At 69.0% G+C, this 24936-nt stretch carries 21 protein-coding genes and 1 tRNA gene; 10 read left to right on the top strand and 12 right to left on the bottom strand.

Annotated features, from left to right (window positions below):
- Positions 1–32 precede the first annotated feature (32 nt).
- Together ACIQ6S_RS05980 and ACIQ6S_RS05975 are read left to right on the top strand one after the other, a co-directional pair.
- A complete protein-coding gene (locus ACIQ6S_RS05980; RefSeq protein ID WP_397607558.1) occupies positions 33–1283 on the top strand; it encodes a PQQ-dependent sugar dehydrogenase in 1251 nt (416 codons plus the stop codon).
- Between the two features lie 57 nt (positions 1284–1340).
- Positions 1341–2477: a PQQ-dependent sugar dehydrogenase gene (locus tag ACIQ6S_RS05975; RefSeq protein WP_397607557.1), complete on the top strand. Its 1137-nt coding sequence runs from the start codon at positions 1341–1343 to the stop codon at positions 2475–2477.
- A 1-nt stretch (position 2478) separates the two neighbouring features.
- Here the strand turns inward: ACIQ6S_RS05975 and hutH are convergent, their stop codons facing one another.
- Together hutH and hisS are read right to left on the bottom strand one after the other, a co-directional pair.
- The gene (hutH, locus tag ACIQ6S_RS05970; RefSeq protein ID WP_397607556.1) at positions 2479–4362 is read right to left on the bottom strand and encodes a histidine ammonia-lyase; all 1884 of its coding nucleotides are present in this window, start codon (positions 4360–4362) and stop codon (positions 2479–2481) included.
- A gap of 1 nt (position 4363) precedes the next feature.
- Positions 4364–5743 carry a histidine--tRNA ligase gene (hisS, locus tag ACIQ6S_RS05965; protein ID WP_397607555.1) on the bottom strand — a complete coding sequence of 460 codons (1380 nt, stop codon included), beginning with the start codon at positions 5741–5743 and terminating at the stop codon, positions 4364–4366.
- 174 nt (positions 5744–5917) lie between these two features.
- Here hisS and ACIQ6S_RS05960 point away from each other — a divergent pair.
- The 4 genes from ACIQ6S_RS05960 to ACIQ6S_RS05945 all read left to right on the top strand — a co-directional run bounded on the left by ACIQ6S_RS05960 (position 5918) and on the right by ACIQ6S_RS05945 (position 10825).
- A tRNA-Pro gene (locus ACIQ6S_RS05960) sits at positions 5918–5994 on the top strand.
- A 208-nt stretch (positions 5995–6202) separates the two neighbouring features.
- On the top strand, positions 6203–8959 hold the full coding sequence (locus ACIQ6S_RS05955; RefSeq protein WP_397607554.1) for a DUF2339 domain-containing protein: 2757 nt from the start codon (positions 6203–6205) through the stop codon (positions 8957–8959).
- Positions 8956–10317, top strand: coding sequence for a DUF3999 family protein (locus ACIQ6S_RS05950; RefSeq protein ID WP_397607553.1), 1362 nt, complete (start codon positions 8956–8958; stop codon positions 10315–10317). The genes ACIQ6S_RS05955 and ACIQ6S_RS05950 overlap by 4 nt, the downstream gene beginning before the upstream one ends.
- Before the next feature lie 82 nt (positions 10318–10399).
- The gene (locus tag ACIQ6S_RS05945) at positions 10400–10825 is read left to right on the top strand and encodes a hypothetical protein (RefSeq protein ID WP_397607552.1); all 426 of its coding nucleotides are present in this window, start codon (positions 10400–10402) and stop codon (positions 10823–10825) included.
- A gap of 22 nt (positions 10826–10847) precedes the next feature.
- Here ACIQ6S_RS05945 and argH read toward each other — a convergent pair whose 3' ends face one another.
- The 8 genes from argH to ACIQ6S_RS05905 all read right to left on the bottom strand — a co-directional run bounded on the left by argH (position 10848) and on the right by ACIQ6S_RS05905 (position 19217).
- Positions 10848–12140, bottom strand: a complete 1293-nt coding sequence (gene argH / locus ACIQ6S_RS05940) for an argininosuccinate lyase (RefSeq protein WP_397607551.1) — start codon at positions 12138–12140, stop codon at positions 10848–10850.
- Positions 12137–13090, bottom strand: coding sequence for an N-acetyl-gamma-glutamyl-phosphate reductase (gene argC / locus ACIQ6S_RS05935; protein WP_397607550.1), 954 nt, complete (start codon positions 13088–13090; stop codon positions 12137–12139). Before argC ends, argH begins: the two co-directional genes overlap by 4 nt.
- The gene (locus tag ACIQ6S_RS05930; RefSeq protein WP_397607549.1) at positions 13087–13689 is read right to left on the bottom strand and encodes a GNAT family N-acetyltransferase; all 603 of its coding nucleotides are present in this window, start codon (positions 13687–13689) and stop codon (positions 13087–13089) included. Before ACIQ6S_RS05930 ends, argC begins: the two co-directional genes overlap by 4 nt.
- Entirely contained in the window at positions 13686–15005 is a 1320-nt protein-coding gene (locus tag ACIQ6S_RS05925) for an acetylglutamate kinase (RefSeq protein WP_397607548.1), read from the bottom strand. The genes ACIQ6S_RS05930 and ACIQ6S_RS05925 overlap by 4 nt, the downstream gene beginning before the upstream one ends.
- The gene (locus ACIQ6S_RS05920; RefSeq protein WP_397607547.1) at positions 15002–16099 is read right to left on the bottom strand and encodes an acetylornithine deacetylase; all 1098 of its coding nucleotides are present in this window, start codon (positions 16097–16099) and stop codon (positions 15002–15004) included. The genes ACIQ6S_RS05925 and ACIQ6S_RS05920 overlap by 4 nt, the downstream gene beginning before the upstream one ends.
- Entirely contained in the window at positions 16096–17286 is a 1191-nt protein-coding gene (locus ACIQ6S_RS05915; protein ID WP_397607546.1) for an argininosuccinate synthase, read from the bottom strand. The genes ACIQ6S_RS05920 and ACIQ6S_RS05915 overlap by 4 nt, the downstream gene beginning before the upstream one ends.
- 47 nt (positions 17287–17333) lie before the next feature.
- On the bottom strand, positions 17334–18344 hold the full coding sequence (locus tag ACIQ6S_RS05910; RefSeq protein ID WP_397607545.1) for an N-acetylornithine carbamoyltransferase: 1011 nt from the start codon (positions 18342–18344) through the stop codon (positions 17334–17336).
- Positions 18345–18656: 312 nt separating this feature from the next.
- A complete protein-coding gene (locus ACIQ6S_RS05905) occupies positions 18657–19217 on the bottom strand; it encodes a glycine zipper 2TM domain-containing protein (RefSeq protein WP_397607544.1) in 561 nt (186 codons plus the stop codon).
- 131 nt (positions 19218–19348) lie between these two features.
- Between ACIQ6S_RS05905 and cysS the strand changes: the two genes are divergently transcribed.
- Genes cysS through ACIQ6S_RS05890 form a run of 3 tightly spaced genes read left to right on the top strand, consistent with a single transcriptional unit; the run spans position 19349 to position 23051 of the window.
- Positions 19349–20761 carry a cysteine--tRNA ligase gene (cysS, locus tag ACIQ6S_RS05900; protein WP_397607543.1) on the top strand — a complete coding sequence of 471 codons (1413 nt, stop codon included), beginning with the start codon at positions 19349–19351 and terminating at the stop codon, positions 20759–20761.
- A gap of 23 nt (positions 20762–20784) precedes the next feature.
- Entirely contained in the window at positions 20785–21210 is a 426-nt protein-coding gene (locus ACIQ6S_RS05895) for a SufE family protein (RefSeq protein WP_397607640.1), read from the top strand.
- The gene (locus ACIQ6S_RS05890; protein ID WP_397607542.1) at positions 21207–23051 is read left to right on the top strand and encodes a DUF885 family protein; all 1845 of its coding nucleotides are present in this window, start codon (positions 21207–21209) and stop codon (positions 23049–23051) included. The genes ACIQ6S_RS05895 and ACIQ6S_RS05890 overlap by 4 nt, the downstream gene beginning before the upstream one ends.
- A 65-nt stretch (positions 23052–23116) precedes the next feature.
- Here ACIQ6S_RS05890 and dksA read toward each other — a convergent pair whose 3' ends face one another.
- Entirely contained in the window at positions 23117–24175 is a 1059-nt protein-coding gene (gene dksA, locus ACIQ6S_RS05885) for an RNA polymerase-binding protein DksA (RefSeq protein WP_397607541.1), read from the bottom strand.
- Between the two features lie 91 nt (positions 24176–24266).
- Here dksA and yidD point away from each other — a divergent pair, with 91 nt between their 5' ends.
- Entirely contained in the window at positions 24267–24476 is a 210-nt protein-coding gene (gene yidD, locus ACIQ6S_RS05880; RefSeq protein ID WP_397573234.1) for a membrane protein insertion efficiency factor YidD, read from the top strand.
- 30 nt (positions 24477–24506) lie between these two features.
- Here yidD and ACIQ6S_RS05875 read toward each other — a convergent pair.
- Positions 24507–24936: GTP cyclohydrolase, FolE2/MptA family (locus ACIQ6S_RS05875; protein WP_397607540.1), on the bottom strand; the 430-nt coding region annotated here is incomplete at its 5' end.

Raw genomic sequence — 24936 nt, 5'->3', positions numbered from 1 at the left:
CCTCTGGGCTCCTTCCCCCGGAGGCCATCCCCATGCGCCGCGCCGCCCTTGCCGTCACCCTCGCTTCCGTTCTCGCCGCCGCACTGTGGCCCGCAGCCGCTGCCGCACAAGCCAACACGCAGAACACCGCCAGCCAGCTCGGCACGGTGCGCGTCACCACGGTCGCCACCGGACTGCAGAACCCGTGGGGTCTCGCCTTCCTGCCCGACGGCAATTTCCTTGTCACCGAACGTCCCGGGCGCCTGAGGGTTGTCACGCCACAGGGCGGCGTCTCCACCGCCCTCACCGGCTTACCGGCGGTGTTCGCCCAAGGGCAAGGCGGCCTGCTCGACGTCGCGCTCGATCCGGGGTTCGCCACCAACCGCCGCGTTTACCTCAGCTTCGCCGAGCCGGGGACGAACGGCACGGCAGGCACCGCGGTGTACAGGGCTGAATTGAACGCCGGCAGCACCGGCCTGGTGAACGGCAGCGTGATCTTCCGCGCCACGCCCAAGCTCAACACGCAGGGCCATTTCGGTTCGCGCCTCGCGTTCGGCCCCGACGGCTTCCTTTACGTCACCTCGGGCGACAACCAGAACAACGCCACCGCCCAGCGCCAGAACCAGCACCAGGGCAAGATCGTGCGCATCCGCACCGACGGCACGGTGCCGGCCGACAACCCCTTCGTCGGCAACAGCGCCTGGCTGCCCGAGATCTGGTCCACCGGCCACCGCAGCCCGCAGGGCATGGCCTTCCATCCGGTCACCGGCCAGCTGTGGATGAACGAGCACGGCCCGAAAGGTGGCGACGAACTCAACCGCGTCGGTCGCGGCCTCAATTACGGCTGGCCCACGATTACCTGGGGTATCGGTTACGACGACCGCCCGATTCCGGAGGCCACGGGCACCAGTGCGGCCGGCCTCGAGCAACCGCAGCATTACTGGGTGCCCTCGATCGGCACCAGCGGCCTCGCCTTCTACAACCACCCGCGATCGCCGGAGTGGATGGGCAGTGTGCTGGTGGGCGGGCTCGTGTCGCGCAGCATCCATCGGCTTCGCCTCGACTCGAACAATCGCGTCGTCGTCCAGGAGCAGCTGCTTTCCGGCCTGAATTGGCGCATCCGCGATGTGCGCGTCGGCGCGGATGGCAATGTCTACGCCCTGACCGACGACAGCAACGGCCGCGTGCTCCGCATCGAGCCGCCGACGGTCACGCCGCGCGGCAAGCGCCCCGCGATCCTGCCCCCGGCGGCCCCGTCCGGCGAAGTGCGCGTTCCCGCCAAGTCGGTCCGGGTGACGCAGTGACGCGCCCTTGATGCGGTCGCCGTGACACTCGCGCGTCCTTCACTGACGACGCCGACCATGTCCCGACGCCCGCTCGCCGCTTTCCTTGCCCTTGCTTTGGCCCTTCCCGCCGCGACGACGCTCGCCGCGGAATCCCGCGAATTCGCGAGCGAGAACGGCCCGGTCCGGGTGACGACCGTGGCCGAAGGCCTCGAACACCCCTGGGGGCTCGCCTTCCTGCCCGACGGCCGCATGCTGGTGACGGAGCGGCCGGGCCGCCTCCGTATCGTCAATGCCGACGGCACCCTGTCGCGTCCGATCTCCGGCGTGCCGCGCGTACAGGCCCGCGGCCAAGGCGGCCTGCTGGATGTCGTGCTGCATCCGAAGTTCGCCGAGAACGGGCTGGTCTATCTGAGCTTCTCGGAGCCGGGCAGCGGCGGCGCCGGCACCTCGGTGGCGCGCGGCCGCCTCGAAGGCGAGACCCTGACGGACGTGCAGGTGATCTTCCGGCAGTCGCCGAAAGTCGACACCGGCTTCCACTACGGCTCGCGCCTGGTGTTCGACCGCAGCGGCCAGCTCTGGGTAAGCAGCGGCGATCGCGGCATGCAGGACAGCGCCCAGGACCTCACCCGCGGCCAGGGCAAGCTGTTCAAGCTCAACGACGATGGCACGCCCGCGACGGCGCTACCGCTGGCCGCACGGGCCGGCACGCATCCGGGCGTGTTCAGCTATGGCCATCGCAACATCCAGGGCATGGCCCTGCACCCGCAGACCGGCCTGGTCTGGACGCACGAGCACGGCCCGCGCGGCGGCGACGAGATCAACGTGCCGCGCGCCGGCCGCAACTACGGTTGGCCGGTAATCACCTACGGCATCAACTACAACGGCACGACCATCGGCGACGGCCTGAAGGAGATGGCCGGCATGGAACAGCCGCTGCACCAGTGGACGCCGTCGATCGGCGCCTCGGGCTTCGCGTTCTACACCGCCGAGCGCTTCCCCGCGTGGAAGGGCAACGCCTTCGTGGGCTCGCTGGCGCTGACGCACCTCCAGCGGCTGGTGCTGGACGGCGAGCGCGTGGCTGATACCGAAGTGCTGCTCGACGAATGGAACGAGCGCATCCGCGACGTGCGGCAGGGCCCGGATGGCGCGCTCTATGTCCTGACCGACGCCCGCAACGGGCAGGTCGCGAGGGTGGAGCTGCTGGCGCGCTGATTCAGCGCCCCAGCAAGGCCTCGACGAAGTCCACGGCGGCGGCGACATCGCCGTCGAGGGCGCGGTCCTTCCCGAGGAAGGCCACCTTGGCCCTGAAGGATGCGTGCAGTTCGGAAACCACGCGGCCCGGCGCGAAGCCCGGCGACGAAGCGAGTTCGGCACGGAGCGCATCGCACTCGGCGAGGAACTGGGCCCGTTGCGGATGCGGATCGGGCGGCGCGTTGCCCACCTTCGACGCGAACGTCGCCAGGTCGGCTTCGCGGGCCAGTCGCCGCGAGGCTTCGATCATGTCGCGGCGGAAGTCGAGGGCTTGGGAGGCCGTCATCAATTCCAGTGCCAGCACCTTTGCGAGGTCTGCGCTCATGTCGAGCACATGGCGCCCCTCGTTCGCGCCCATCGAGACGTGGTCCTCGGCGTTGGCGCTGGTGGGTATGGAATACACCGTGGCCGGATGAGCGCGCGAGGCGAGGTCGTTGACGATGGCCGCGGCGGTGTACTGCACGATCATGTAGCCCGAATCGGTGCCGTCCTCGTTGCCGCTGAGGAAGGCCGGCAGCCCGTCGTTGGTGGCCGGGTCGACCAGCTTGTTGAGCCGGCGTTCGGAGATCGAGGCGAGCACCGGGATCGCCGCCTTGACGTAACTCATCGCCAGCGCGATCGGCATGCCGTGGAAGTGGCCGGCGGAGACCACCTGGTCTTCGATGTATTTCGCGCCTTCGAGGTCCGGGAAGATCAGCGGATTGTCGGTGACGGCGTTGAGCTCGACATCGACGACGCGCTGCAGCTGGGCCAAGGCGTCGCGCACCGCGCCATGCACCTGCGGGGCGCAGCGCAGGCTGTAGCTGTCCTGCGGCTGGTGCTTCTTGCCGCCGCGGAAGGGCTTGAAGCGCTGGTAGAAGCGTTCGCGCCCATGGCGCTGGTCGGCCGGCACCCAGTCCCAGCCGATATCGAAGCTCAGTGCGGCGAGCGAGGCGTTCGGCCAGCTCGACGGCAGCCAGGGCTTCGCCCGTGGCACGAGGTGGTAGGCGATGTCGGCAAGCGTCGAATCTTCGAGTAGCGCCCGCAGGTTCGCCGCACTGGCCACCTGCCCGGGATGCGGACGCAATGCATGCACGTGCGCATCGAAGGCGCGACGGCGACCGGCGAATGCGTCGATCGTCATGGCTGCGCAGCGGTCGGCGAGCTCGACGAGTTTCTCCAGGCGCTCGGCGCAAAGCACGGCCGTGGCGAGCATCTGCGCCGTGCCGTTGTTCAGCGCCAGGCCCTCCTTGTACGAGAGGCGGATCGGCGCCAGCCCGGCACGCTTCAAGGCTTCGCCGCCCGGCAGGCGCTCGCCGCGGAAGAAGGCTTCGCCCTGCCCCAGCAGCACGATGGCGAGGTGCGACAGCGGGGCGAGGTCGCCGCTCGCGCCCACGGAGCCCAGCTTCGGCACCACCGGCACGATGCCGGCGTTGAGCATCGCGGCGTAGGCCTCGAGCGTGCTCGAACGCACGCCGGAGTGGCCCTTCATCAGCGTGTTGATGCGGATGACCAACATCGCGCGCACGACGTCCTCGGGGAACGGTTCGCCGATGCACACCGCATGCGTGGTGATCAGGTTTTCCTGCAGTTCCTCGTGCAGCGTGGTGCCGGCATCGCCGTCGCCGCGAAGGCGGTGCGCGCCCAGCAGCCGGTCGGCGTTGCTGCCGAAGCCGGTCGAGACACCGTAGAGCGGTTCCTGCCGCCGCACCTGCTCGGCGAGGAAATCCGCCGTGCGCTGCACGGCGCGGAGCTGCGTCGCATCGAGCACGACCGACGCGCCGCGAGCGACGGCGACGACCTGCTCGCGCGTGAGCGATGCGCCGTCCAGGCGGACGGCCGTGGCATTGGGAACGGTGGTCGCCACGTCAGCGACCCGCGAGCGCGCGCTGCTGCGCGAGCTCGACCTTGAGGGCCGCGACAAGTTCACCCTCCGCGACTTCGAACTGCTCGTTGCGACGGAGGTCCTTCACCGCGACGGTGCCCTTGGCCAGCTCGTCCTCGCCACGCAGCAGCACGAAGCGGATGCCGGCGCGGTCGGCGTACTGGAACTGCTTGGCGAGCTTCTTCGGCTCGAGCTGCACTTCGGCATTGATGCCGCCCGTGCGCAGCCGGTTGCCGAGGGCTAGCGCGTCAGCCAGACCCGCGTCGTCCATCAGCGCCACCAGGCACTCGACGCTGCTTTCAGCCGTGCCGATCAACCCCGCTTCGCGCAGCTGCCAGAACAGCCGGGTCACGCCGATGGAGATGCCCACGCCCGGCAAATGCGACTTCGTGTAATGGCTGGCGAGATTGTCGTAGCGGCCACCCGAGCAGATCGAACCGATCTGCGGGTGGGCGTCGAGCGTCGTCTCGTAGACGGTGCCGGTGTAGTAGTCGAGGCCACGTGCGATGGAGAAATTGATGGCGTAGTCGGCTTCGGGAACGCCCAGCGCCTTGACCAGCGACAGCACCTCGCGCAACTCGGCGACGCCCTGCTCCAGCGTGGCGTTGCCGCCGCCGAGGGCATCGAGCTTCGCCAGCGCGTCGTCGTGGCCGTTCGAGCGGACCGAGACGAAGGCGAGGATCTGCGCCACCGCCTCGGCGGACAGCCCGAAGCCCTCGCCGGTCAAGGTGTCGCGCACGTAGTCGGCGCCGCGCTTGTCGATCTTGTCCACCTCGCGCAGCACCGACATCTGCAAGGCGCCATCCGCCACGCCGAGGCGCTCGAAGAAGCCGCGCATCAGCTTGCGGTTGTTCATCTGGATGGTGAACTTGCCGATGCCGAGTTCGGCGAAGATCGCGTGGATCACCGCGGGCATCTCGGCGTCGTGGCGCACCGACAGCGCGTCCTTGCCGATCACGTCGATGTCGCACTGGTAGAACTCGCGGAAGCGCCCGCGCTGCTGGCGTTCGCCGCGGTACACGCGCTGCATCTGGTAGCGGCGGAACGGGAACGCGAGGTCGTGCTCGTGTTCGGCGACATAGCGCGCCAGCGGCACCGTGAGGTCGAAGCGCAGGGCGAGTTCCGGCAGGCCCTCGTCCTTCTTCTCGAGCGCGCCCGTGGATTGGGCGAAGTACACCTGGCGCTCGGTTTCTCCGCCGCTCTTCGTCAGCAGCACATCGGTGAGTTCGAACACCGGCGTTTCGACCGGCAGGAAACCGAAGCGCTCGTAGTTGCGACGGATCACGTCGAGCACGCGCTGGAAGGCGATCTGGTCGCGAGGCAGCAGCTCCAGGACGCCGGGCGGGGTGCGGGGCTTGATCACGCGGACTCTCCGGGGGATATCGAAAGACCGCCGATTGTCGCAAATCGACCGCAAGGCGGCGCAGTGGCACGAGGGCCGCGAACGTCCGGGGCTGGGCCAGGGCGGTTCCACCGCGTCATGCGACCGGGGGACTTGCGATGAGCGGCGAATCCCACTATTCTTTGCGGCTCCCGTCGGGGTGTAGCTCAGCCTGGTAGAGCGCTACGTTCGGGACGTAGAAGTCGCAGGTTCGAATCCTGTCTCCCCGACCAAAAGTTGCAAGCCGAACCCGCCGAAAGGCGGGTTTTGCGTTTGCATGCCCGATGACGTCGCAGCCCTCGGCAGCGACCCCCGGTAGCGGAATCCGCGCTTCCGCGTGCCGCCACCCGCGACGCATGCGCACCTCGTCGACGCTGCGTTGACGTCCTGCGTCATTCCGGATGAACTGCGGCGGACCTCACGCGCGGGGAGACGCGTTCAATGATCTGGGTGCTCGCATTCGCTGCGGCCCTCGTGGGCGCCGTCCTGGCGTCCGAAGCGGAGGCCATGTTCGGCTTCGGCGCGGGCTTTCTCATCGTTGCTGCGCTCGGCTTGCTGTATCGCCAGTCCAGCCGCATCGACGCACTGACGACACGCCTTCGCGATCTCGAGGCGCGTCGTGGCCCGCAGCCCGAGTCGCGGGCCCGTCCGGCCGAAGCCCCTCCACCGGAGCCCTCGCGAACGGTGGCGGAATCGATGGCGCCCGCGGCGGCAGCGCCAGAGGAACCGCCGCCGATCCCCTCGATGGAGGCCGCGAAGCCAGCGCCCACGCCAAGCCCCTCGCCCGCCTTCGAGCGCCCTGCCCCACGTCCTGCCGCCTCGCGCGCGCCGGCGGCCGAGCCCGATGCGATCGAGCGTTTCGCAGCGCGCCTGCGGGCGTTCCTGTTCGAAGGGAACGTGCCGGTCAAGCTCGGCCTGCTCGTGTCGCTGTTCGGTGTCGCCGCGCTCATCCGCTATGCCGCGAGCGCGGGCTGGCTCACCGTGCCCGTGTCGATGCGCTACGCGGGCATCGCGCTGGCAGCCATCGCGATGCTCGTCTACGGACTGAAGCAGGCGCGCGAGCGTCCGGCCTTCGGCCTCAGCCTGCAGGGCGGCGCGATCGGCATCCTGCTGCTCACGGTATTCGGCAGCTTCCGCGTGCCGGACTTGCTGCCTGCCGGCCTCGCGTTCGCCCTCGTGCTGGTGCTGGTCGCCGGTGCCGCCGTTCTGGCCATCCGCCAGAACGCGGTGTGGCTCGCGGTCATCGGATTCCTCGGCGGCTACCTCGCGCCGATCCTGCTCTCGACCGGCAGTGGCAACCACGTCGCGCTCTTCAGCTACTACGCGCTGCTGAATGGCGCCGTGTTCGCCATGGCGTGGGTGCGGCCGTGGCGTGCGATGAACCTGATGGGCTTCGTGTTCACCTTCGGCGTCGGTGCGCTGTGGGGAGCGAAGTACTTTCGCCCCGAACTGTTCAGCACGACCGAACCGTTCCTGGTCGCGTTCTTCCTCATGTACGTGACCATCCCCGTGGCCTACGCGCTGAAGGGTCGCGAGCCGGGCAAGGTCGACGCGACCCTGCTCTTCGGCACGCCGCTGATCGCGTTCCCGATGCAGGTGGCGCTGCTGGACGGTGAAACGATGCCCTTGGCGTTCTCGGCCCTGGCCGTCGCCGCGGTGTACCTGTTGCTGGCCCTGTGGTCGCGCCGCGAGGCGAAGTTGCGAGTGCTCGGCCAGAGCGCCGCTGCGCTTGGATTGGCCTTCGCCACGCTGGCCGTCCCGCTGGCGCTCTCCGCACGTTGGACCTCGGCCACCTGGGCCCTTCAGGGCGTGGCCCTGCTGTGGCTTGGGCAGACGCAGCAACGCCGTTGGCCTCAGGCGGCGGGCATCGGCCTGCAGGTTCTCGCCGGTCTGGCCTATGTCGCTTCGTTCGAGTGGGGCCACGACGGCATGGCCATCCTCAATGGGCACACACTGAACCTGCTGCTGCTCGTCGCCGGTGCCGGCACGTGCGCATGGCTGCTCGATCGCGAGCACGAGCACCAGCGTTCGCCGGGTGGCGCCCTGCTGGCGGCCACCGCCCTCGGGTGGTGGTTCTGGGCCGGCGCGCGCGAAGTGGAGCGCCTCGACAACGTCCACGCCTACACCGACGGGGCGGATCTCGAGCTCGGTGCAGGTTGGCTAGTGTTCGTCGCGCTCAGTGCGCTGCTGGCCGCCGGGCTTCGTCGTCTCTCCGATTGGCGCAAACCCGCGTGGCTGCCGGCGCTGGCCATGCCCACGGCCGTTTTCGCGGTCGTCGTGGCCTACCTCGAATCGTCGTCATGGTTGTCGGAGCCGCGGGGCTTCACCCTGCTGGCGCTGGCCGTGGCGATGGTCGTGGTGCTCCCCGCGTTGCGAGGCCTCACCGGCCGTCAGGCGTCGACCCACATCGCCGCCCTCGCCGCGATCACGCTGGCCTTGGGCCTGGGGATCCGCGAAGGGCTGGAAGCGATCAACGCCGAGGCACTCGGGGACGGCTGGCGCTGGATCCTGCCGTGGCTGCCACTCGCCGCGCTCACGGCATTGCTGCTTCGTCGCCCGACGCTCGCGGCATGGCCGGTGGGCGCGGATGCCCAGGGCTACCGCCGCATCGCGCTTGGCCTTGCGTTGCTCGTGCTTGCTTCGGTCTGGGTCGTGACCCAGGTGGTGGCCGGCACCGCGGCGCCACTGCCTTGGGTGCCGATGCTCAACCCGGTCGAGCTGTTCCAGCTGATCGGTGTACTGGGGCTGGCGGCGTGGCTGAAGAGTCTGGCGCCCCAGGCCCCGACCCGGCCCATCGCGGCCGTGGCATTGGGGGCCGCGGTGTTCACGTTGATGACCATGGCGACCCTGCGTGCGTCGTGGCATTGGGGTGCCGAGGGCTTCGCAGGCACGCCGTGGATGACCTCGGTGGATTGGTGGGATGTCGCGTCGTGGACCGTCTCGCAAGCCGCGCTGAGCGTGGTGTGGTCGCTGGCAGGGGTGGTGTGCTGGGTCCTCGGCTCGCGCCGAGGCAGCCGCCCGCTGTGGACCTACGGCGCACTGCTGCTGGTGGCCGTGCTCCTGAAGCTGCTGCTGGTCGACCGCGAGAACCTCGGCGACCTGCTCGGCATCGTGTCCTTCCTGACCGTCGGCGGCCTGCTGGTGATCGTCGGCCGCCTCGCGCCCCGTCCCCCAAGCCGTCTGGAGGCTTCCGAATGACCCGCCCTGCCGTTCGCTCTTTGATTCTCGCGATGGCCGCGGTGGTATCCGCCGCGCCGCTGCTCGCCAGCGACGCGGACTTCGCGCTCGCCTTCCCCATCGACGCGCCCGCGGACGCGCCGGTGTTCGCGATCGAACTCCCTCCCGAGGCCTACGCGACGCTGACGACCTCCGACCTGGCCGACCTGGTCGTGGTGGACGCGCAAGGGCGGGAGCAGCCGATCAGCCTGCATCGCCCACCGCCGCCCGCCCCGCCGCAAGCGCCGGAGGTGATTGAACTCGCGATGCCGATTGCCGTGCCCGTCGAGACCGCCTCGATGCCCGGCGGTCTGGAGCTCCACGTGCGTCGCGACGCCGAGGGTGGGCTGGCGGCCCTGGACCTCCGCAGTACCGACGGTATGGCGGTCGGCTCGGCGCCCGCCGAATGGCTGATCGACGTCGGCGCCGCGGCGCGGGAGGGCCTCGACGGCCTCCGCCTCAGTCCGAAGGGCGACGCGGATTTCCGGACGCTGGTCGATATCCGCGGCTCCGATGACCTGGTGCATTGGCAGGACCTGCAATCCGCCCTCCCCGTGCTCCGCGCTTCCAGCGACGGCCGCCGCATCGAGCGGCTCGACCTGCGCTTCGCCCGCACCACGCATCGCTACCTCGCGCTGCGCCCCGCCGCCGGGGAAGCGGCCCTGCCTGCGGTGGCCGGGCTGCAGGGATTGCGCCGCCAGGAGGCCGAGCCGGCGCCCTTGGCCTCGCGTGTCCTCGAGGCCGTCGCGGTCTCGGAAGACGGACTCAGTATCACGTTCGCCCGCTTCGGCCCCCTTCCCGTGCAGCAGGCCGAGGTCCGGCTCGAGGGCGGCGATGGGATTCTCGAGTACCGCATCGAGGAACAGGTTGGCGAACGCTGGCAAACGGTGGCCAGCGGCACGGCCTGGCGGCTTTCCATTGGCGGCGAAACGCTCGAAGCCGCCCCGACGCCCCTTTGGCGCAGCGGAATGGGCCCACTGCGGATCCAGCTGTCGCAGCGCGCACCGCCCCCAAGCCTCGTGCTCGGCTACGCCCCGGACCGCGTCATCGTGATGGCGAACGGCACGCCGCCCTTCCGGATGCTGGCCGGCAGTGCCCGCCGCCGGCAGGCGCCGGTGGGCATGGACGACACCCTCGAGGCCATCCGTCGCCGGCAGGGCGCGGAGTGGCAGCCGCCGCTGGCCCGCGTCGGCGCGGCCCAGACCCTGGCCGGAGCCGCGGCCCTGGCGCCACCGACCGACCTCGGACGGTGGGGCCTGTGGGCTGTCCTGGGCCTCGGGGCACTGGTTGTCGGTGGACTTGCGGGTCGCTTGCTGAGGTCGTCCCCGCCCTCCGACTGATTTCTGACGAAACATTCATCCGGGAGGGGGGCAATACGTGACAGACTGCGCGTATTGACAGTTATTGACACCCGGACGAGCCATGGACGCGATCGCCCCGATTCCCCGCGTTGACGCATTCGACATCTCGGCACGCGGCCGCATTGCACCGCACAGCGGCTGGCATGCGGCGGAAAAGCGAGTGAACACCCTTGCCCTGCGCTCGAACTCGGATGGCGGCGTCGCACCGGCCCAGCCGGCCTGGTCGCCGCTGGTGCTGGCGCTGGGCGGAAGCCTCGTCCTTGCCAACCTCAAGGCGGTCGAGCTGAAGCCGACGCTCGACGCCGTGAACCGGATCATCGACGCGCTCAACGCCCTTCCGGCCGATGCCAACTTCGAAGACCTTGAGCGTGCGCTCGGCCTGCGCGAACCCCGCGATTCGCATGACCGCATCGGCGATGCGATGAATCGCGTGCTTCGCGCCCTCGAATCGCGCCGGGCCGACGCCAACCGCTCGATGCTGCGCTGAGCGAGGCTTCGCGGTCGCTGCCTCAGCCGTTCACCGAGGCCCAGCGGGTGGCCAGAACGGCCAGCCGGAGATCGCCCGCCGCGCCCGGCGACACCCGAGCCTCGAGGCTGCCCTGCGGATCACGGTCGGCCCATTGCGTCGGGTCGGCGGCCTGCCTGTAGGCGTCGCGGAACGGCATGCCGCGGGAGGAGAGTTCGACGGCCAGATCGGTGGCATACATCGAAGGCTCGATCGCCGCGCGCATGGACGCTGGCTGCCATTCCAGCGCCCGCAGCAGGTCCGGCAGCAGCCCCAGCGCAGCGAGGCCGCGGCCGAAGCCATGCACGATCGCGCCCTTCGAATACTGGAGGTCGCGGTGGTATCCGGAAGGAAGCGACAGCAACTGTTCGACTTCGATCTTGGCCGCGGCGACGGAGGCATACACGCCACGCATCAACTCGATGACATCGGGGTTGCGCTTGTTCGGCATCAGCGAGCTGCCCGTCGTGTACTTGGCCGGAAGGCGCACGAAGGCGTACTCCGCACTGGCGAACAGCGACAGGTCCCACGCGAGCCGGCGAAGGTCGAGTAGCCCGGAGCCGAGTGCTTCCAAGGCGGCGAGCTCGAACTTGCCGCGCGAGAGCTGCGCGTACGTGGCGGCAACCTGCAGCCGACCGAAGCCGAGCGCGCTCGTGGTGTGGTCGCGGTCCAAGGCGAGGTTCACGCCATAGCCGGCCGCCGAACCGAGCGGATTCGCATCGATCCAGCGTGCGGTGTCACGAAGGCGGTCGGCATCGTCGAGGAAGGCCTCGGCCCAGCCGGCCCACCACATCGCCGCGCTCGACACCATCGCGCGCTGCAGGTGGGTGTACCCCGGCAGCGGCAGTTCGCCTTCCTTCTCGGCGCGTTCCAGAGCGACACCGGCGGCGGCATGGCAGAGCGCCGCCGCATGCGCGAGACGGTCCTTCAGCCACAGGCGCGTGGCCACCAGCACTTGGTCGTTGCGGCTGCGGCCGGTGTGGATCTTCTTGCCGACATCGCCGAGGCGCTCGATCAGGCGGGCTTCGATGGCGGAATGCATGTCCTCGAAGCGATCGTCGAGGACGAAGCGGCCTGCCGCCACATCGGCATCGAGTTCAGCCAATTCGCGCGTGATCGCGGCCCGCTCATCGGCCGCGAGGATGCCGATGCGCTCGAGGCCCTCGGCATGCGCGCCACTGGCGCGGATGTCGTACCGGATGAACTCGCGATCGAGGATGACGTCGTCGCCAGCGAGGAAGCGCTGGATGTCCGCGTCGATGTCCATGCCGGGCTTGGCCCACAACACGTTGCTCATGCCGACCACTCCACGGTGAGGCCCGCCGTCTCGGCCTGGCCGAACGCGAGATTGAGGTTCTGGAGGGCCTGCGTGGCGGCGCCCTTCAGCAGGTTGTCGAGTGTGCTGACCACGACCAGCCGGCGACCGTCGTCCGCCAGCGCGAGGCCACCGATCTCGACGCCGTGGCGGTTCGCGATGCGCGAGACCCACGGGGCGCCATCGACCACCCGAACCAGCGGCTCGTCCGCGTAGGCCGTCGCATATCTGGCGCGGAGCGCGTCGAGCGACGTCGGCTCGCGAAGGTGGGCGTTCACGGTCATGGTGATGCCACGGAAGTGCGGCGCCACGTGCGGCATGAACTCGACGGGATGGCCGAGATGCCGCGTGACCTCGCGCTCGTGCACGTGGTTCACCAGCGCGTACGGCATCAGGTTGTCCTGCAGCTTCGCGGGATCGTTCTTGTCGCTGGGCGTGGTGCCCGCGCCGCTGTAGCCGGACACACCGAAGCATTGGGCCGGGCCGTCGACGAGATCGAGAACCGGCCCCAGGGCCAACTGCATCGCCGTCGCGTAGCAACCTGGATTGCTGATGCGCGTCGCGCCGGCCAGCGCCGCCCGGTTCCGCTCGGGAAGGCCGTAGGTCCACGCCGCGTCGAAGCGGAAGTCGGCGGAGAGATCGACGATCACCATGCCGGCGGCCACAGCGTCGATGGCGGTGACATAGGGCGCGGCCAGCCCGTTCGGCAGGCCGAGCACCACGGCATCCACGCCGCTGGCCGCGACGCCGGCCGCATCGAGGGCGGTGTAGCGCAGGCCCCCCGTGTAGGCCGGTTCATGCGCGTCGAGACGCTGACCCTCGCGCTCGCGCGAGGACACGAAGGCGATCTCGAATCCGGGGTGCGCCGCGAGCAGCTTGATCAGTTCGGTACCGACATGGCCGCGGGCACCGACGAGGCCGATGCGGATCATGCAATGTCTCCGCGGCGCGCCATCAGGTGCCTGAGATGGCTCCGCACGGCCGGCCATTCGCCATCGATGATCGAAAACACGACCGTGTCGCGCCAGCTGCCGTCCGGCATGCGCATGTGGTTGCGCAGGACGCCCTCCTCCTTCGCGCCGAGGCGCGCGATCGCGGCGCGGGACGCGTGGTTCATGAAATGGGTGCGGAACTCCACGCGACCGCAGCCCAGGGTCTCGAAGGCGTGGCCGAGCATCAGGGCCTTCGCTTCGGTGTTGAGTCCAGTGCGTTGGGCGCGCTTCGCGTACCACGTCCAGCCAATCTGCACACGCCGGTGCGCTGCTTCGACGTCGCCAAAGCGAGTGCTGCCGACCAAGGCACCGGACGCGTCGCGCACGACGAACGGAATCGCCTGGCCGGCCTCGCGGAGCGCCAGCGCCTTGTCGACGTAGTCCGCCATGGCCTCCGGCGCCGGCACGGTGGCGTACCACAGGTTCCACAACTCGCCGTCGCGCACCGCGTCCTGCAGCGCCGGCACGTGCTCGCGCGCCAGCGGCTCCAGCGTCACGTGCTTACCCTTCAGCGTTGGTAGCGCACTCCACGCGCTCATGCGGCGGCCCCCAGCTTCAGCGTGGCGGGCCGGGTGCGGCAGTGCTCGACGGCGAAGCGGATGTCCTCGAAGCCCTCGAGCCCGTACCAGAACACCGTCCACGGGTCGCCCTTCAGGGCGCCCTCGCTCTGGTCGAAGTAGAAATCGTTGATCGCATTCGTGCTGCGCGAACGCCAGAACAGCCGCGGCGTCTCCGCACGCATCACGTCCCAAGCCGCGCGCCCGAGACCCTCGCCCTTGGCGTCGTCGGCCACGGCGAACTTGTCGAGGTGCGGGATGCCGTTTTCTTCCGTGAGCACCAGCGCGGCGCGGTAGTTGGCCGACACATAGATGCGCCACGGCACGGTGCTCTCGAAGTAATCCAGCGTCAGCGCCCGGCCAAAGCCCGATTCGATCAGGTGCTTGAGGCGCGGCAGGTCCACCTGGTCCCAACGCTCGAACACATGGATGGCTTCACCGCGACGCACGAGCGTGCCCGAGCCGCGATGGGTGAACAGCTCCTTGGCCAGCTCGTCGGGCTTGGTGATCGATACCGACGACGAGGGCGGCAGCGCGTCCAGCAGGTCGGCGATCTGCTCGATCTTCACCCGCATGCCGCCGGTGAGCCACGGCGCGGCCATCAGGCGTTCGCGGTCGGTGCTGAGGTTGATCGAATCGATCAACTTGCCCTCCCCGTCCAGCAGGCCGCCGGTGCCGGTGAGGAAGATGATCTTGTAGGGCTGCAGCGACTTCACCAGCTCGTTCGCCGCCCAGTCGGCGTTGATGTTGACGATCTGGCCGTCCTTCGTCTCGCCCAGCGAGCAGATCACCGGGATCGAATTCGCCCGGATCGCCGCCTCGACGCCCTCGCGCTCGACGCGCTTCACGTCGCCGACGAGGCCGAGGCGCTCGCGGTCGACGATCTCGGCCTCGAACACGCCGGTCTGGATCGAGGTAGCGCGGACGCCCGCCTCCTGCAGCGCATCGACGAGGCGAAGGTTCTCGCGAACAAGCACGCGGCGCACCACGGCCAGCACCTCGGGTGGAGTGACGCGCAGGCCGTCGACGGTCTGCTTGGTGATGCCGGCCGCCGCCATTTCCTCGTCCAGCTGTGGGCCGGCCCCGTGGATCACCACCGGCGTCAGGCCCACCTGCTGCAGGAAGCTGAGCGAGGAAATCAGCGATTCCATGTCGTCGCGCAGGATGGCGCCGCCAACCTTGACGACGGCGAAGCGCGCGGCGTCCACCGAGCTGAAGCGCTTCAGGTACTGCTGGATTTCCTTGGCGCTCGCCATATTCGACAGGAGGCGAACAATCGTTGTGCGGAGGTCGGTCATGGCCGCGAGAACAGTCGGATCAGGTGGTCGGTGTACGAGGCGAGCTGGTCGAGCGCGACCCACTCGTCGGCGGTGTGGGCCTGGGCGATGTCGCCGGGGCCGAAGACGAAGGCGGTCATGCCGGCCTGCGAGAACAGGCTGGCTTCGGTCCAGAAGTCGACGGCGTTGCCGATCGGCAGGCCGAGCTCGTCCGCGAGGTCGCGGGCCGCAAGGCGCTTGCCTTCCGCCTGCGCCACGTCGCCCGCGGGCAGCGAGGGGCCGTAGAACGTCGCCTCGTAGTGCGCCAGCGCGGCCGGGTCGGCCAGCCCCTCGAAGTGCGCGTGCAGCTGCGCGACGTCCATCGAGGGCAGCGGCCGGAAGCCGAAACGTACCTCGGCGCTGGGCGCGATCATGTTGGCCTTGATGCCGCCTTCGACGCGGCCGATGTTGAAGCGCAGGCCGGTCAGCCCGCCGAAGCGCTGGTGCGCCTGCGATTCGACGAAGGCCAGTGCCGCATCTCCCCAGTGGATCGCCTGGTGCAGGGCCGACAGCTTCAGCGCGTTCGCCGCCGAGGCGTGCCCGGCCTGGCCTTGGAACTTCATCAGCACAGAAGCGATGCCGCGATGCGCCAGCACGGCTTCGCAGCCCGTGGGTTCCGCGACCACGGCCTCGGTGAAGCCATGGCCTTGGGCGAGGAAGCCAGCGATGCAGCGGGCGTCGTTGGCTTCCTCGTCCGTGGTGAACAGGAAGGCCGCGTCGCCGGTGGTGCGGGACGCTGCCGTCAGCATGGCCGCCGCCGCGCCCTTGATGTCGCAAGCGCCGAGGCCGATGGCGCGATCCGCCGTCACCCGAAGCACGTGCGGGCTGGCCGTCCACGCCGGCGAGTCCGGCACGGTGTCCATGTGCACGTTGAACACCCGGGTCGGGTTTCCGCGCACGGCCAGAAGGGCCACCGCGCCGGCGCCGAAATCGGTCAGCTGGAAACGGAAGCCCGAAAGGTTCGCCTGCAGGTAGTCGAACATCCCGCCGGTGCCGATGGCCCGCGGCGGGTTGCGCGTGTCGAAGCCGACGAGGGCTTCGAGATGCTTCAGCGTGCTGGCGAGGGCCTCGCTCACCGGTTCACCTCGGCCCACAGCGTGCTGCTCATGCCGTACAGGCGGATGAAACCCTCGGCCTCGGCCACGCCCCAGTCTGCGGCCTGCGCGTAGGTCGCGCCCTTGGCATTGAGGATGTGCTTGGAGGTGATCGCCACCGCATCCACGCGGCCGCCCTCGGTGCGCAGCGTCACCGTGCCGTTGACCGTGCGCTGCGAGGACGCGAGGAAGGCCTCGACGTCGGTCTTCAGCGGATCATGGAAGAAACCCTCGTAGACTAACTCGGTCCACTTGCGGCCGATCTCGGGCTTGAAGCGGTTCTGGTTCTTGGTCAGCACGGCCTCCTCCAGCGCGCGATGCGCGGTCAGCAGCGCGGCGAGACCCGGGGCCTCGTAGATGATCCGGCCCTTGAGCCCGATCGTCGTGTCGCCGGTGTAAAGACCACGGCCGACACCGTAGGGCGCCAGCGCCGCGTTGAGCTTGGCCAGGATCACGTGGCCTGGCAGGACTTCGCCGTTCAAGGTGACTGCCTCGCCCTTTTCGAAGCCCAACGTCAGCTCCAGCGGCGCGGTCGGCCATTCGCTGCGCGGCGCGCACCAGCCTTTGGCGCCGGGGCCCGGGGCCTCCCAGCGGTCGATCTCGCCGCCGCTCATGGTCACGCCGAGCAGGTTCTCGTTGATCGTGTAGCTCTTCTGCTTGGCGCGCACCGCGAAGCCGCGCGCCTCGAGATAGGCCTGCTCGTAGGCGCGAACCTCCTTGTGCTCCTTCTGGATTTCGCGGATCGGCGCAACGATCTCGTAGTCGCCCAGCGCCTTGATGGCGAGGTCGAAACGCACCTGGTCATTGCCCATGCCGGTGCAGCCGTGCGCGATGGCCTTCGTGCCCAGCTCGGCGCAGCGCTTCAGCGCGGCCTCGACGATCAGGTAGCGGTCGGAGACCAGCAGCGGGTACTGGCCTTGGTAGAGCTCGCCGGCCCAGACGAAGGGCTTCACGAAGCCGGCCCAGATGGCCGGGCCACCGTCGACGGTGACGTGGCTCGCCACCTTCAGTTCATGCGCACGGGCTTCGATCCAGGCCTTTTCCTCGGCGTCGACGCCGCCGGTGTCGGCGAACACGGTGTGCACTTCCCAGCCGCGTTCCTGCAGATAAGGCACGCAGAAGCTGGTGTCGAGGCCGCCGGAGAAGGCAAGGACGATTTTCTTGGACATGGTTCGGATGCTCGAGAGGAAAACGGGGGTTCTTGACGATCGGCGGCTCAACCGCGCAGCAGGCGGGCGATCACGGCCTTCTGCACGTGCAGGCGGTTCTCGGCTTCGTCGATGGCGATGCAGTTCGGCGAGTCCATCACGCCGTCGGTGGCCTTGACGTTGCGGCGCAGCGGCAAGCAGTGGGAGAACAGCCCCTTCCCGCCGTCGCGGGTCAGCGCCATCTTCCGTTCGTCGACGATGAAGTGCTTGTACTCGTCGCGCATGGGCTTCTCGTCGGCCCAGTGGCCGAAGAAGGGCAGCGCGCCCCAGCTCTTGGCGTAGACGACGTCGGCGTCGCGGTAGGCCGCATCGATGTCATGCGACACCTGCAGCGAACCGCCGCTCTCGGCGACGTTCTGCTCCGCCCAGCCCATGTAGCGCTCGTCCAGCAGGTACTGCTCGTTCGGGCACAGCAGGGTCACGTCCATGCCGAGGCGCGTGGCGATGGTGAGCGCCGAGTTCGCGACGGCCGTGTTGAGCGCCTTCGGGTGGTAGGTCCAGGTCAGCACGTACTTGCGGCCGCGGAGGTCCTTGCCGAAGCGCTCGCGCAGCGCCAGCGCGTGGGCCAGCTCCTGGCAGGGGTGGGTGATGGTTTCGAGGTTGATCACCGGCACCGTGGCGTACTTCGCGAAACCCGCCAGCACCTTGTCCTGCCGGTCCACCGACCAGTCGACGAACTTCGGGAAGGCGCGCACGCCGATGAGGTCGACGTAGCGGCTCAGCACCTTCGCCACTTCGGCGATGTGCTCCTCGGTGTCGCCATCCATCACCGTGCCGAGATCGAACTCGATCGGCCACGCATCCTTGCCCGGCGCCAGCACCACGGCATGGCCGCCCATCTGCGTCGCGCCGATCTCGAAGCTGGTGCGAGTGCGCAACGAGGGGTTGAAGAACACCAGGGCGATGCTCTTGCCGGCCATCTGCTGGCCGAACTTCGAGGCCTTGAAGGCCGCGGCCTCGTCGAGCACGGCGTCGAGCTCGGCGCGGGACCAGTCCTGGGTGTTCAGGAAGTGCTTCATCGGTGGGGACTCCAAGGATTCAAATCGGACAGGCGGAAATCGGGGACGCAAAACGCCAACGCCCAGCTCGAGGCTGGGCGTTGGTGGTTTCAAAACGACGAAACGAACCGGTTACCCAGCGGCTTGGCGGGATTCCGGTCGGCGCGCACGAGACGTCATCCCGGCGGCCATGTAGGCCGAGGTCAGGACGCCGAAAGCGGGCAGGAAGGTGAACATAGGGGACGAAGGGTCGCAGAGCCGGCGTGCGGGTGCAAGCCCTGAAACGACGAAGCGCCCCGAAGGGCGCCTCGTCCGGACCGCGGGGCGCAGGCCTCAGCGGTAGGCCGTGCCCTCGTCCACGGGCGTCACCGCAACGCGCACGCGCAGGCGATCACCCGGATCGTAGGGCAGGCGCGACATGTAGGTCTGACCCTGATGGACGTACTCGACGTCGTAGGAGGCGACACGGCGCTGCTCGCGCTCCACGTCGACCACGCGGCAACCGGCGTCGCGCGCGACGACCCGTTCGTTGTTCTTGTCGGAATTGCGGCCGATCGCGCCGCCGATCACGGCACCGGCCACGGTCGCCGCCTGGCGGCCATCGCCACTACCCACCGTATTGCCGAGGGCGGCGCCGACGAGGGCGCCCACCACGGTTCCGCCATTCGAACGGCGCACCTCGCGGATCTCCTCGCCGCCACAGACCTCTTCCGGCGTGCGGGTGCGAACGGTTTCGTAGATCGGATCGACACGGGTGACCTGCGCATACGCGTACGACACGTTCTCCTGGCCCGAGGCGTAGGCCGGCGCGTAATCGTCGCGGTACTGGGCCGAAGCGGCGCCCGAGGCGACAGCGACGGCAATAACCAAGGCGTGGCGCGGGGTGAGGATCATCAAGGGCTCCGGGTGTGTCGGACAGTTCGAATTCCAGCACCGATCGGCTGAACCGAGGCCTAAGATTTCCGTTAAGCCGAAGGGGGCGGTTGCTACACTCCAAGGCCGTGTTCAGTCAGCCCCGAGGCCCCGTGGCGATCCGTCTCTTCAATAGCCTTTCCCGACAGGTCGAGGACTTCCAGCCCGCCCATCCGGACCGCGTCACGATGTACGTCTGCGGCCCCACGGTCTACAACTACGCCCACATCGGCAATGCCCGCGGGCCCGTGGTGTTCGGCGTGCTGGCCGACCTGCTGCGCCGGCATTACCCGAAGGTGGTCTACGCCCGGAACATCACCGATGTCGACGACAAGATCAATCAGTCGGCGATCGAGCAACAGGTTCCGATCACCGCGATCACCGAGAAGTTCACCGCGATCTATCGCGAGGACATGGGCGCGCTGGGGGTGAAGCTCCCGGACATCGAGCCGCATGCCACGCACCACATCGCCGACATCATCGCGATGATCGAGCGCCTGATCGCGAAGGGGCACGCCTACGCCGCCGATGGCCACGTGCTGTTTCAGGTCTCGACCTACGCCCAGTACGGCGCCCTCTCCCGCCGCAGCACGGATGAAATGCTGGCCGGTGCCCGCGTCGAGGTGGCTCCCTACAAGCGCGAGGGTGGTGACTTCGTGCTGTGGAAGCCCTCGACGCCCGAACTGCCGGGTTGGGAGTCGCCGTGGGGGCGCGGTCGCCCGGGTTGGCATATCGAGTGCTCGGCCATGTGCCAAGCGCACTTCGGGGAAACGATCGATATTCATGCCGGCGGCGTGGACCTGCAGTTTCCGCACCACGAGAACGAGATCGCCCAGAGCCAATGCGCCAATGGAACCACCTTCGCACGCTGGTGGCTGCACAACGGCATGCTCACTTTCGACGGCAGCAAGATGTCGAAATCGGTGGGCAACATCCGCACCGTGCATGAGCTGCTGAAGGACTACCCGGCCGAGGCCCTGCGCTACGCACTGCTCTCCGCCCACTACCGGCAGCCGCTGGACTGGTCGCCGGTCCTGATCGAACAGAGCATCAATACGCTGGATCGCCTCTACGGCACCTTGCGCGATCTTGTCGACGTGGAGGCGGCCCCGGTGTTGCCGGAGTCGGTCGAGTTCGCCTTGGCGGATGACCTGAACACGCCGGCGGCGCTGGCCGAGCTGTCTCGACTGGCCGGTGAGGTTCGAACTGCGCAGCGCGAATTCGTCCAGGCCTCAGGCGATGCCGCCGTGGCGCTGGCCACCGCAAAAACCCGCGATGCCAAGGCGCAACTCCTCGGCGCCGGTGCCGCGCTCGGCCTGCTGCAGCAGCACCCGGAGGCCTGGTTCGGCAAAGGCACGGCCAACGACGACGACGCGCGCATCGATGCCCTCGTCGCCGAGCGTGCAGCCGCGAAGAAGGCCCGCGATTTCGCTCGCGCCGATGCGATCCGCGACGAACTGGCCGCTGCCGGCATCGTGCTCGAGGACACGCCCCAAGGCGTGCGCTGGTCGAGGAAGCGCGCGTGAGCGCCCCGGCCTCGCCCTTCCCCATGGAGGCCACGTCGGCCGAGGCGCAGGCGGCCATCGCCGAGGAATTCGGCTTCTTCGGTGACTGGACCGAGCGCTACCAGTACCTGATCGACCTCGGCCGCAAGCTGCCTGAACTGCCTGAGGCGTGGAAGACCGAGGAGCACCGGCTGCTCGGCTGCCAGTCGAAGGTCTGGATCGTGGCGCAGGGCAATGCCGCCAAGCTCGACTTCCACGCGATCAGCGATTCCTCGATCGTCTCCGGGCTGATCCACCTCGCGCTGCGTGTCTACTCGGGGCGAGGTGCGGCCGAGATCCTCGCCACGACGCCCGACTACATCGCGGCGATCGGCCTTGCGAAGCATCTGTCGCCCACGCGCAGCAACGGGCTGGCCGCCCTGCTCGCTTTCATCCAGGACACCGCGCGCCGCGCTGGAGATCCCGCATGACGCTTCGCCCCTTGACCCTCGCCGTGCTGGCGGCCCTGTGCGCGAGTTCGCCGCAGGGCTCCTCGGCCCGCAGCGCGGAGGCCGCATCCGCCAGGCCTGCACCGGCTGCGATCACCATCGAGCCGGCGCTCTTCGCGCCGCCGCCGATCTCGGCCATTCCGGAGGAGCCGGCATCCCGGCTTCGACCGCTGATCACCCGCTACCGTGCCGACCGCGAGGCGCTGGAGCACGTCCGGTCCCTCATCGATGACGGACGCGAGCCGCTCTACGCTCCGCGTCGGGCACAGCTGCGGGCCGGGCTCGTCGCCGATTGGCAGGCGCGCCTCGCCGCGATCGACGCGGCCGAGCTGAATCAGGACGACCGACTGGACCGCCTGCTGCTGCAGCGCGAACTCACCCTCGACGCAACGGCACAAGCGTTCGGCAAGGAGCGCTACGAAGCGGTTCGCGGGCTGCTTCCGGGCTATGACGATCTCGTCGCCCTGCTCGAGGACCGCCGCGACCTGCGCCAGGCCGACCCGCGCCGCACGGCCGACACCCTTGAGCGCGTGCGTCGCGATCTCGAGGCACGCGCCAGCCGCCTCACCGCCCCGAGTGGCGCGCCGGGCGTCTCTCCGACGCTCGCATTGCGCGCAGCGCAACGTGCCTCCGCCCTGCGTCGTGGGCTGGAGGATTGGCACACCTACCAGTCCGGCTACGACCCGCAATTCAGCTGGTGGGTCGATGCGCCCTACGCCGCGCTCGACAAGCAGCTCGAAGCGCACGGCACGCTGCTGCGCGACACGCTGGGCGGTGCCGCCGATCCGGAAACGCTGCGCGCCGACCCGATCGGCGACGCGGCGATTGCCAAGGCGCTGGCCGCAGAAGGCGTCGATTACAGCCCGGCGGAGCTGATGGCCGCGGCCGAGAAGGAACTGGCCTGGTGCCAGGCGGAGATGGACAAGGCCGCTCGCGAGATGGGCGCAGGCGACTGGCGGGAGGCGCTGGAGCGCGTCAAGCAGCGCCATGTCGCGCCGGGCGAACAACCCGGCCTGGTGGTCGAGCTGGCGGACGAGGCAGTGCACTTCCTCGAAGCCCGCGAGCTGCTCACCGTTCCGGACGGTGCGAAGCGCGACTGGCGCATGACGATGCTCACGCCCGAATACCAACTGCAGGCACCGTTCTTCCTCGGCGGCCAGGACGTCTGGGTGGCGTTCCCCACCGACGGCATGCCGCACGAGCGCAAACTCAACGCGCTGCGCGGCAACAACCGGCATTTCTCCCGCGCCGTGGTCCACCACGAGCTGATCCCCGGCCACCACCTGCAGCATTGGTACGCCCAGCGCCATAGCACCCACCGGTCGAGCTTCGACAGCCCGTTCTGGACCGAAGGCTGGGCGCTGTACTGGGAGCTCCGCCTCTACGACATGGGTTTCGCGGCGACGCCGGAGGACCGCGTCGGCATGCTGTTCTGGCGCAGCCACCGTGCAGCACGGATCCTCTTCTCGCTGGGCGTGCAGTCGGGGCGCATGACGCCGGACGAGGCTGTAGCGCTGCTTGTCGAACGCGTCGGCCACGAGCCTGAGAATGCCAAGGCCGAAGTGCGGCGTTCGATCGCGGGCGACTACGGCCCGCTCTACCAGGTGGCCTACCTCGTGGGCGGATGGCAGTTCCGCGCCCTGCACGAGGAGCGCGTGACCCGCGGCGGCTGGAGCGAGCGCGAGTTCCACGACCGGGTGATGCGCGAAGGCTCGATGCCGATCCGCTTCCTGCGCGAGCGCCTGTTCGATCGCGTGGGCGACGTGGCGCCGGGCGAACGCTGGCGCTTCCTGGACAGCCCGGCGAACGCCAGCGCGCGTTGATCCGAAAAGAAAAAACCCCGCGAGAGCGGGGTTTTTTCTCGGGAATCGCAATCAATGCAGCGAGGTCAATCGCCCATCTGCTTCTGCATGTGTTCCCAGCGCTCCTGGGCATCGAGCGTGCGCTCGGCGGTGGGGCGCGCCTCGAGGCGGTCGAGGCCGATCGGCTCGCCGGTGTCGACGCAGAAACCGTAGTCGCCCTCGTCAAGGCGACGGATGGTGCTGTCGATCTTGTTGATCAGCTTGCGGTAGCGGTCGCGGGTGCGCAGTTCGAGCGCGTTCTCCGTCTCGCGGGTGGCGCGCTCGGCTTCATCGCCGACGTCGCGCACCTCTTCCTTGAGGTTCTCGATGGTCTGCTGGGATTCTTCGACCAGCTCCTTACGCCAGCCGAGGAGCTTCTGGCGGAAGTATTCGAGCTGGAAGGAGTTCATGTACTCCTCCTTCGGGTTCGGCTTGTAGCCGGCCGGGAGGGTGACGCGTTCAATCACTTGGTTGGGTCGCTTCGGTTCTTCACGGGGGCGCTCCGGCTTCACGTAGCCGGCGCGGTTGCCGCTCGGCTTCGTTTCCGCAGGACGCACGCCGGCCTTCGCCGGGGTTGCCGTGGGGGTGGTGGGTTTGGGTGCGGGGGCCGGGTTCGCCTTGGGCGGTGCGGCGGTCGCTTTCGCAGGCGCTGCGGCCTTCACGACGGCGGCGGGAGCCTTGACCGGTGCCGCCGCTTTCGCCGGGGCGGCGGCAGGCTTCGTGGGGGCCTTCGCCGGGACTTTGGCCGTCGGCTTGGCCACGGGCTTCGCGGGCGCCTTGGGCGGGGCCTTCGCCGGCGCCTTGGCGGCGGCCTTCACGGGCGCGGGCTTCGGCTTGGCGATCGTTTTCTGTGCGGGCTTGGCAGCGGGCTTCGGTGCGGGCTTGGCGGTTTTCTTCGCCGGAGCCTTCACGGGGGCCTTGGCCGGCTTGGCGGCGGGCTTCGCAGCCGGCTTGGCCTTGCTCGCGGGCGCCTTTTTCGCCGGGGTCGAGACCGCCTTCTTTACCGCGCTGGCGACCTTGCCGACCGCCTTCGCCACTTTTCCGACCGCACTGCTCTTCTTGGCCGGGGCCTTGGCAACTTTTTTCGCGGGTTTCTTGGCAGCCACGAGGTTCCTCTGGGTCGTTGAGCCGTTGCGGCGGCGTGTTATAGCCTTTCGGCCCCAGCGGGGCAACCCGCCGTCTCACGGAAGTCCGATCTTGAAGCGCCTCGTCCTCGCCAGCCTGCGCGGCTACAAGCGCTTCATCAGCCCCTTGCTGGGCCAGCACTGCCGCTTCCACCCCACATGCTCCATGTACATGTACGAGGCGGTGCAAAAGCACGGCACCGCCAAGGGGGTGTGGTTGGGTACGAAGCGCGTCTGCCGCTGCCACCCGCTGCATCCGGGGGGCATCGACCCGGTGCCCTGAGGCGGCCCGGGTCGTTTTCCCGCGCGAACCTCAGCCCCGGGGACCGTAGCCGCCCTCGACGCCCTTCACGGCCACCGCAACGGCATCGTGGGCGTGGAGGCTTTCGAAATGCGAGGCACGCAGCCAGAAGTCGGCGATGCGCTCATCGGCCTGTAGGGCCGACTGCATCCGGCGAGCGGCGTCCTCGCAGAACATCAGGTTCTGGCCGTTGAGGCGGGCGAAGGCCTGCTCGTCCTCGCGCTTCACGGCGGTCTGCACGGGCGTCTTGAGCGAGCCTTCGATGCGGTCGACGAGGTCGACGATCGGCAACTCGCTCACGCTCGACGCCAGCCGCACCTTGACGTCGGCGTGGCTGCGCTGGCTGTGGGGCGTCGCAACGATGCCCTGTTCCGAACCCAACCAACGCAGCACCGCATCGGCATCGACCGGTCCACCGGCGGCGAAGTCGTTGCGGAACTGC

Source organism: Silanimonas sp., from assembly GCF_044377035.1.
Lineage (GTDB): Bacteria > Pseudomonadota > Gammaproteobacteria > Xanthomonadales > Xanthomonadaceae > Silanimonas.
The sequence above is the reverse complement of the archived record's forward strand: the minus strand, read 5'-3'. Positions and strand labels throughout refer to the sequence as shown.

Coding starts and splice junctions, on each gene's coding strand:
- argC (WP_397607550.1), bottom strand. CDS start 13,090: ATGATCCGCATCGGCCTCGTCGGTGCCCGCGGCCATGTCGGTACCGAA.
- ACIQ6S_RS05895 (WP_397607640.1), top strand. CDS start 20,785: ATGGAGGCCACGTCGGCCGAGGCGCAGGCGGCCATCGCCGAGGAATTC.
- ACIQ6S_RS05910 (WP_397607545.1), bottom strand. CDS start 18,344: ATGAAGCACTTCCTGAACACCCAGGACTGGTCCCGCGCCGAGCTCGAC.
- ACIQ6S_RS05975 (WP_397607557.1), top strand. CDS start 1,341: ATGTCCCGACGCCCGCTCGCCGCTTTCCTTGCCCTTGCTTTGGCCCTT.
- argH (WP_397607551.1), bottom strand. CDS start 12,140: ATGAGCAACGTGTTGTGGGCCAAGCCCGGCATGGACATCGACGCGGAC.
- ACIQ6S_RS05905 (WP_397607544.1), bottom strand. CDS start 19,217: ATGATCCTCACCCCGCGCCACGCCTTGGTTATTGCCGTCGCTGTCGCC.
- ACIQ6S_RS05915 (WP_397607546.1), bottom strand. CDS start 17,286: ATGTCCAAGAAAATCGTCCTTGCCTTCTCCGGCGGCCTCGACACCAGC.
- ACIQ6S_RS05930 (WP_397607549.1), bottom strand. CDS start 13,689: ATGAGCGCGTGGAGTGCGCTACCAACGCTGAAGGGTAAGCACGTGACG.
- ACIQ6S_RS05945 (WP_397607552.1), top strand. CDS start 10,400: ATGGACGCGATCGCCCCGATTCCCCGCGTTGACGCATTCGACATCTCG.
- ACIQ6S_RS05925 (WP_397607548.1), bottom strand. CDS start 15,005: ATGACCGACCTCCGCACAACGATTGTTCGCCTCCTGTCGAATATGGCG.
- ACIQ6S_RS05980 (WP_397607558.1), top strand. CDS start 33: ATGCGCCGCGCCGCCCTTGCCGTCACCCTCGCTTCCGTTCTCGCCGCC.
- ACIQ6S_RS05955 (WP_397607554.1), top strand. CDS start 6,203: ATGATCTGGGTGCTCGCATTCGCTGCGGCCCTCGTGGGCGCCGTCCTG.
- ACIQ6S_RS05950 (WP_397607553.1), top strand. CDS start 8,956: ATGACCCGCCCTGCCGTTCGCTCTTTGATTCTCGCGATGGCCGCGGTG.
- ACIQ6S_RS05890 (WP_397607542.1), top strand. CDS start 21,207: ATGACGCTTCGCCCCTTGACCCTCGCCGTGCTGGCGGCCCTGTGCGCG.